2 protein-coding genes are annotated in these 273 nt (G+C 68.5%); both read left to right on the top strand.

Annotated elements, in window-relative coordinates; genetic code table 11:
* On the top strand, positions 1 to 191 hold a 191-nt coding region (locus AC3DEV_RS17260; RefSeq protein ID WP_488372918.1), incomplete at its 5' end, for a hypothetical protein.
* On the top strand, positions 188 to 273 hold an 86-nt coding region (locus tag AC3DEV_RS17265), incomplete at its 3' end, for a bifunctional DNA primase/polymerase (RefSeq protein ID WP_488372920.1). The genes AC3DEV_RS17260 and AC3DEV_RS17265, both read left to right, overlap by 4 nt.

Genomic DNA, 273 nt, shown 5'->3' on the forward strand with positions numbered 1-273 from the left:
CTTCCGAGGCCGCACTGTTCGCCGCTGCCCGCGGGTACTGCGTGATTGTGACCTCGAGTGAGGGCAAGTATCGGCGCCGCTTGTACTTGAGCTTGCACTCGGCTGAGAAGGCGGTGCAACGCGCCAAGGCCCGGGGACTGTACGCGGCAATGGTGCTCGCCGTGATCGTCCCGACGGGGGTGGCGGAATGATCGCCCACGCCCTCGAGTACGCCGCGGCCGGCTGGCCGGTGTTCCCCCTACAGCCCCGATCCAAGGCGCCGCTCGCAGGATC

The organism is Dietzia sp. IBK-p2-15D (assembly GCF_057773105.1).